The sequence below is a fragment of the Adonisia turfae CCMR0081 genome (assembly GCF_011009555.1).
GTDB lineage: Bacteria > Cyanobacteriota > Cyanobacteriia > Phormidesmidales > Phormidesmidaceae > Leptothoe > Leptothoe turfae.
Window position 1 is genome coordinate 5,916,233 of sequence record NZ_QXHD01000004.1, and the last position, 6,787, is coordinate 5,923,019.

Consider the following 6,787-nt stretch of genomic DNA (forward strand, 5'->3'; position numbering starts at 1 on the left):
GGGGGCTTCTTATTGGTCTCTCTGTTGACTTTATGATCCGGCACACCCACTCATTGAGGTACGCAAAAAGGAGCCTAAAGCCTTTTCAGATAAGTAAAGCTGCAGGCCATGATCGGGTAGCTGATGGTGTTTGTTATTACTCATTTGAGCACTCGCAAGAAGGTTATTATTCAAAATAGTATTTATGTACTACTAAATCCAGATCTGTATGAAAAAGGTCCTTAAATCAAAGACGTTTTGAGTTGCGATGCTCCGCTGGAGCGGCTCCGCCAACGCAACTCAAAACCACCCTTGTGACCCCCATCACCACAATTCCTCAGCCAAATTCAGAAACCCCTTAAGCAACCTTCAGTTTACGGTCAGATAGCGTTCAGGTAGCCCCGGCATTCTTGTAATCAATGAAGCGAATCAAACACTTCACAAATTAACAAGGAGCTTTAACCATGAAACGCACACTTCTTTCCGCTTTAACTGTTCTCGTTGCCTCCGCTGCGATCGCACCCGTTGCTGCCGCCGTCGAGCCCGCTAGCTTCAATATTCAGTCCGCTCGCCTCGAAGCGCTAGACAGCCGCACTAAGAATTCCATCCATAAACTACGCATTGAGCACCTCAACAACCAGTCCAAGGCCATCGAAGATATCCAAGCCACTCGACTAGATGCCCTCGATGCCCGCACTAAGGCTGTCGATAACATTCAAGCTGCTCGCTTAGATGCGTTAGACGCTCGTACTAAAGCAATTGACAACATACAAGAGACTCGTCTGGATGCATTGGATGCTCGCACCAAGAACAGCGTCCACAAGCTACGTCTAGAGCACCTGAATAACCAAACCAAAGCCGTTGAGGATATTCAATCCGCTCGTTTGAATGCGCTAGATGCTCGCACTAAAGCAGTCGATAACATCCAGGAAGCTCGCCTTGATGCACTGGATGCTCGTACTAAGTCCGTCCGCTAACAGATCGCTGAGCTGTTGCGGCACCCAAGCTTGGGTGCCCGGGGCAGACTCCGTAATCTGTGAAAGCTTCATTCCCAGGGCACCCTTTTCGACTCAGACTCTCCAACACACACTCTAAGCCTCTACCAATTGGTAGAGGTTTTTCCTTAGGTGAAGCGATCATATAACCACAACTGAGTGCCACCTCAACGCAAATAGGTAAAGAAAGCTAATGAATCATAGATGTAACTTATATATTTTTGACCTTTATATTTACCAGGATTATGTATAAGCTATGAACAGTTCACAACAAACCAGTTCTCACCATGGCTTACACCACAATTGCATCGTCTACAGTTTCTCCAATCTCTACGCCGTCACAGAAGCCTTTGTCTAAAGCAACGTTTGAAACTCGGCTAAAAGCTGCCTTAGAACATGCTCGTCGACTAACTGAGATGCATGGCCCCAGAAGTATTGATGCCGCAATTGCCTGGGAAACCGTTGAAGAACTACAAACAGCTAAGGCCCACCAGCAACAGGTAAGGCCCACCACGGCCTTTGTCCGCTACTGTGCCGAAAATCCCCACGCCCCTGAATCTCGCATGTATGACGTTTAAGCCCTTGGACGCTGTTCAAACTCTCTCTTTCCTGCAACAGACACCTTAAGCCTCTCTCGATTTGGTAGAGGCTTTTTTATGACTCAAAAGGGGACCGAAGCCCCACGCCGCTAGTAAGCCGACGGCGGATGAATCAGCACTCGGCCACGTAGCCACTAAGGACCGCAGCAGCATGGGTTCCGTTGTCAAGCGCAACGGAACCACCACATCCCGCAACAAAATAAACCACAGTACCAGCCTCGGCCACCGAGTCATCAGCAAACGCGGCTCATCCACCATCAACACACCTCATACTTTGGTTTTAGTCTAGAGGATGCGTTGCCATCACAAACCCATTTCTACCCTGTCGCTCCATAGACTTATCTCACTACTTGGCAGTAACAGCAGTGACAAATAACAAGTTAACGTTTGTATCACCCAAGAGATATCTCAGCACCACTGGAATATGCTGTACACATGGGTTGAAAAGCTCATAGTCACAACAAAAGGAGGTCTAACGATAGATAGCTTGATAGAATCGTTCAACGTTTCAAAAACAGTGCCCAAACACATCACTGATATTCCTTCTTAATTGCACTAGAGAGCCCTATTTATAGTAGGTTCGCCTGATATACAACAACTCTTAAAAGTTTTGTTTACCTTAGAAGAGTTCCTCGGTCGAGTGTTCTGGGTGCTGTCGTGTTTTAAAGCTTTCCTAGACTAATTGCCCAACGCTACAACGTATGGGGCCACAGCAAACAACCATGCGTTGAATCATCTAGGCAAGACCTCATCAACTCACGCCACAGTGCTCGCAGGCACGATCACAAAAAGCGGTGTGGGATACTCCTGGAATCGCCTAAATTCTCATACAACAGAGAACTCATTAGCTCTCCTATCTCTCAAATCCACTTAAAGCACAGCAAACCCCTGACCGTTCTTCGCCAGGGGATTTTTTTGGCTTTATATACTCCACGGGCCGAGGCTTTGGATGCTGGATTGAGGATGGGTGCGATCGCATCCCATCCTTAAGGATTAAGGCTCTTCTAGAACTGCCGTGGTTGATTACGATATCTAGTGTTACGGACGAGAGCATGTCCTTTGTGGGATGATTACGGTGGTGAATCCTCTGGAGGCACTATGGATAACTCCATTCGAATTCCGCTTGATCTACCGGACATTCGCGTCCTTAATGTCTCAAAAACAGATCCGGGAGCCTGGCTGATTCGTATTGAAAGCACCCTGAACGGCACCCACTGTCATCAATGTAGTGCTGATGTGAATTACCTGACACTTACCAGCATGCTAGGGTGCACTGAGTCTAATCTGGACATTCTCTGGAAAGTCTTAAGCCATGTCTGAAATTCGCTGAGACAATTCAGTGACAATGATCACAGAAGGGTCGTCCTAGATATTCTCATTTATTGAGGATGTCATTAATTGAGAAAGATAATCCTCCCTTCCATATCTCACAAATCACAAAAGAAAGAAATCACCCATCGGGGTGATTCTCATTGAACTACTGTTTGAGCCATTATCGAGGCATCGTAAAAAATCCATGAATCAAGAGGCTGCCACCAATGAGGCAGCCCTAGTTTCTGCAAAAACACACTTACCCTTAAGGAGTATTTGTCATGACTCAACATCAAGCTGTCTCTTCAGAAGAGACGCCAAATCCATCTACCAAGCCCACTGACGAGAGTTTACACGAATCAGTATCGAGCGAAAGCACAGCTCCAACAGAAGAGACAGAATTAGTCTCTGAGAGTTTTGATGGCACTGAAGCTGTAGGAGAGCTTGAATCCGTTTTAGGATTTGACTATACCTACGCTCAAAACGAAGGCACTCTAGGTGAACAAATTACCATTACAGAGGAATTTGAGAATTTACCTGAAGCTGGTGCCCTAGAGTTTGACGACGAACCTGAATCTGTCTGCGGTGTTGATAATCGAGCTCGTATTTCGCCTGCCAATCGATATCCTTGGCGAGCCATTTGTAAGCTCATCATCACTCGGGCCGATGGCCGCACAAGCGGGTGTACGGGCTGGTTTATAGGTCCCCGCACTGTGATGACGGCTGGTCACTGTGTTTATAGCCACGCTGCGGGGGGCTGGGCTCGACGCATTGAGGTTATTCCAGGAATGGATGCGGCGAATCGACCCTATGGATCTCAGGTCGGAACGTCCTTCCGAAGCGTCACCGGTTGGACTCGCGATCGCAGTCCCGAATATGACTATGGAGCCGTCATTCTGCCCAACAATACCTTGGGAAACCGAGTTGGTTGGTTTGGCTTTACCAGCTTATCGAGCAGTTCACTCAACAACTTACTGGTAAACAACTCCGGTTATCCAGGTGACAAGCCCTTTGGTACACAGTGGTTTAACGCTGGTCGGATCACTCGAGTCACCAATCGTCGTCTGTACTACATGCTAGATACCGCTGGTGGACAGAGTGGCAGTCCTGTCTGGCGTTACCGTGATGGTCAGCGCCATGCTGTGGGTATCCACGCTTATGGTGGGTGTCCTAACAAGTCAACACGGATTACTCGTCCTGTTTTTGACCGCATGCTGGAATGGAAGAATCTGGGACTGTAAGGGTTGTACCCAAAATCGTCAGCCCCATTCGTTGTCTAAACTAAGTTTAGATGAGAACACACATCGATTGACACGTGCCCAGAGTGTTACGTGTCAATCGACTTTATTCTGGGAGGACAACCCATGATATTTTCGCTACCCTTGTCAGTAAAGGGAGCTGTAACAACGGTTTATTTACTGAGCTTAATTATCTCTCTGTTGGGTTGCCAGACTGCGTCTACCAACGATTCTTCACCCGAAGTAGCCGTTTCTGAATCTCCCAGTCCCGTCGCCACTGATTCCGCCATGACTACTCAAGCTATCCAACTCAATGGCAAGATTACTGAAGTGATGGAAAGTTGGCCGCTTCAATTGGTTGTTGAAACAGCTGACAACCAAAAATATTATGTGCAGTTACTAGAAGAGACGCAGGTCACCGCAGGCTCTAATTCCTCTGATGCCAACCAACTGAGTCCAGGCCAAAACGTTCAAATCAATGGCACTGTAGCTAGTCAACCAACTGGAGTCATTGCTGAATCTATTGAAATTCAGTCAGATATTTAGGGTTGTTCAGACATTGAGCCTTTATCACGCATCCATGATGTCCTTTAACTCAGATCTCGCACTAAGGTCGGTTGTGAAGCTCAAACCCACGTTGGGTTTTGAACCCAACGCTAATTGAGGGCTGTCCACTCAAGGGACAAGATTAGCTGGGCAGCTCTAAATATAAGCTTTTAGGAATTCTTTAACCGCTTGAGCGGTTTTGAGCCAGTTAGCCTTGCGACTTTGAGTCCAAGGCGGGTTAATGCTTCCTTACCAGGTGCAAGATCTCAGTTTAACGATCAGGGAAGTACATGAAATGGGATTTAAGGGTAATTCTCTAAAATCAAGCAGGCCAAAATTTTGTCGAATCTTCAGATAGTAGCCAGTGTAAGCTTGATCGGCAACTCAAACAGAGATGGCGTTAACATGCTACGGTTGTACCGTAAATCCAATAGCTGGGTAGCATGCTGTTAGTTTGAGCGCAAGGGCGTATGCTACCTGGGTTGTTACCCATGCTTCTAGTAAAGGTAACCATGGCAGATACTAAGTCAACATTTGAACAAGCTGTAGCCGCCTACAAGGAAAAGTGCGATCGCAACAGCCTCACGTTTCACCAACCCAGTGAAGAGCACTCAAACATGATCCACGATGTTATGTATCTACGGGTTAGCCCAGCCAGTTACGTAGCCAGATACGATATCCGACGACAGCGGGTTCTAGCTTAGAAAGACAAAGGCTATAGGGCCAGTGCTCTATAGTAAAAACTTACTGGCTAGTAGCGCAACTTGGGTGCGATCGCGAAGTTGTAAGTGCCCCAAAATACTACTCACATGGTTTTTTACCGTTCGCTCTGAAATAGTTAGAGCCGCAGCAATTTCGCGATTATTGGCCCCAGTAGCAATCAGTTTTAACACCTCTTTCTCTCTGGGGGAGAGGGTTAACACCTCTGGCGGAACCTCTCTAGTTGCCCGTTGCATCATCGCTTGGGTTTTCGCAAATAACCCCGGCCCCAGATAGGTATATCCCTTGTGAATAGACCGAATCGCCTCTGCCAGCTCTTCTGAAGGCGTATCTTTCAGAAGATAGCCCTTCGCGCCATAGCGCATCGCATCGGTAACATAGGCATCATCATCAAACGTACTCAGAATTAACACGTTAATATCTGCCCATCGCTCACAGATCTGCTGCGTTGTCGCTACACCATCCATCACCGGCATCCGCACATCCATCAAAATCAGATGCGGTTGGTCTGGCGTACCCACTAACGACTCAATTAACTCCAACGCCACCTGGCCATTCTGCGCTTCGCCCACCACCCGTAAATCGGGCTTAGTCTGTAACAAACTGCTTAACCCCTGACGAATCAACGCCTGGTCATCCACAATCACTAGCTGAATCACGCCATCACCTCAACTAACGGCAATTGCGCCCTAAGCTGGCAGCCTTCACCAGGGGCTGTAATGAATTGTAAGTGCCCACCCATCGCTGCCGTACGCTCTTTCATGCTACTGAGACCAAAACCTGCCGTATTTTTGGCAGGGTCAAAGCCAATGCCATTATCTTCTAATATTAGCCACAGGTAGCCTGATTCTGTTTTCACCTGCAGCTTAATGTGATCAGCATGGCTGTGACGAGCCACATTAGTCATGGCTTCTTGCAGCAGTCGATAGACGGTGGCGCTAGTTTCTGTTGGCAACGGACGAAGAACATCAAGGGTATAAACAAATTCGCCGTTCATATGTTGTTGAAAGTCTAAGCACAGCTGTTCTAAAACTGTTATGAGCGATTTACCCTGGAGCGGATCAGATTGTAGCGTAGAAACAGACTGGCGAATTTCACTGAGGGCCTTAGCAGCTAGCTGTTGTGCTACTTTCAGGTGATCCTCTGTTTTATGGGTATCAGAGTGAGAAAACAATCGTGCATTCTCTAGTTGAATACGTAGGGCAGTAAGGCTGTGGCCCACGGCATCGTGAATCTCTCGGGCAATACGATTACGCTCTTGCAAAGCTGCCTGATCTTGAATGCGAAGCGCATATTGTCGTAGCCGATGGTGGGCAACAGTTAACTGTTGTCGGCTGGCACGTTCCGCCAGTAGGGCATTAACCAGCAGCAGCACAAAGGCCGATACTAGGCCACAAAG

General features: G+C 47.6%; 8 protein-coding genes and 1 pseudogene. 6 read left to right on the forward strand and 3 right to left on the reverse strand.

The genetic code is table 11. From position 1 onward, the window contains the following. The first annotated feature begins 443 nt into the window (after positions 1 to 443). Both DXZ20_RS29105 and DXZ20_RS29110 read left to right on the forward strand, forming a co-directional pair. Positions 444 to 956, forward strand: a complete 513-nt coding sequence (locus tag DXZ20_RS29105; RefSeq protein ID WP_163702552.1) for a hypothetical protein — start codon at positions 444 to 446, stop codon at positions 954 to 956. A 305-nt stretch (positions 957 to 1,261) separates the two neighbouring features. Beyond that, positions 1,262 to 1,552 carry a Calvin cycle protein CP12 gene (locus DXZ20_RS29110; RefSeq protein WP_163702553.1) on the forward strand — a complete coding sequence of 97 codons (291 nt, stop codon included), beginning with the start codon at positions 1,262 to 1,264 and terminating at the stop codon, positions 1,550 to 1,552. Positions 1,553 to 1,597: 45 nt separating this feature from the next. Here DXZ20_RS29110 and DXZ20_RS29115 read toward each other — a convergent pair whose 3' ends face one another. Further along, on the reverse strand, positions 1,598 to 1,831 hold the full coding sequence (locus tag DXZ20_RS29115; RefSeq protein WP_163702554.1) for a hypothetical protein: 234 nt from the start codon (positions 1,829 to 1,831) through the stop codon (positions 1,598 to 1,600). 840 nt (positions 1,832 to 2,671) lie between these two features. Between DXZ20_RS29115 and DXZ20_RS29120 the strand changes: the two are divergent. The 4 genes and pseudogenes from DXZ20_RS29120 to DXZ20_RS29135 all read left to right on the forward strand — a co-directional run. Next, positions 2,672 to 2,821: pseudogene (locus DXZ20_RS29120) on the forward strand (ISL3 family transposase); the annotation flags it as partial. Positions 2,822 to 3,165: 344 nt separating this feature from the next. Continuing rightward, a complete protein-coding gene (locus DXZ20_RS29125) occupies positions 3,166 to 4,125 on the forward strand; it encodes a trypsin-like serine peptidase (protein ID WP_163702555.1) in 960 nt (319 codons plus the stop codon). Positions 4,126 to 4,248: 123 nt separating this feature from the next. Beyond that, positions 4,249 to 4,668 carry a hypothetical protein gene (locus DXZ20_RS29130; RefSeq protein WP_163702556.1) on the forward strand — a complete coding sequence of 140 codons (420 nt, stop codon included), beginning with the start codon at positions 4,249 to 4,251 and terminating at the stop codon, positions 4,666 to 4,668. Positions 4,669 to 5,180: 512 nt separating this feature from the next. Then, entirely contained in the window at positions 5,181 to 5,372 is a 192-nt protein-coding gene (locus DXZ20_RS29135) for a hypothetical protein (RefSeq protein WP_163702557.1), read from the forward strand. Between the two features lie 27 nt (positions 5,373 to 5,399). Here the strand turns inward: DXZ20_RS29135 and DXZ20_RS29140 are convergent, their stop codons facing one another. Continuing rightward, positions 5,400 to 6,047 (reverse strand): response regulator, encoded by a 648-nt coding sequence (locus DXZ20_RS29140; protein ID WP_163702558.1) that lies wholly within the window; start codon positions 6,045 to 6,047, stop codon positions 5,400 to 5,402. Continuing rightward, on the reverse strand, positions 6,044 to 6,787 hold a 744-nt coding region (locus DXZ20_RS29145), incomplete at its 5' end, for a sensor histidine kinase (protein WP_250565966.1). The genes DXZ20_RS29145 and DXZ20_RS29140, both read right to left, overlap by 4 nt.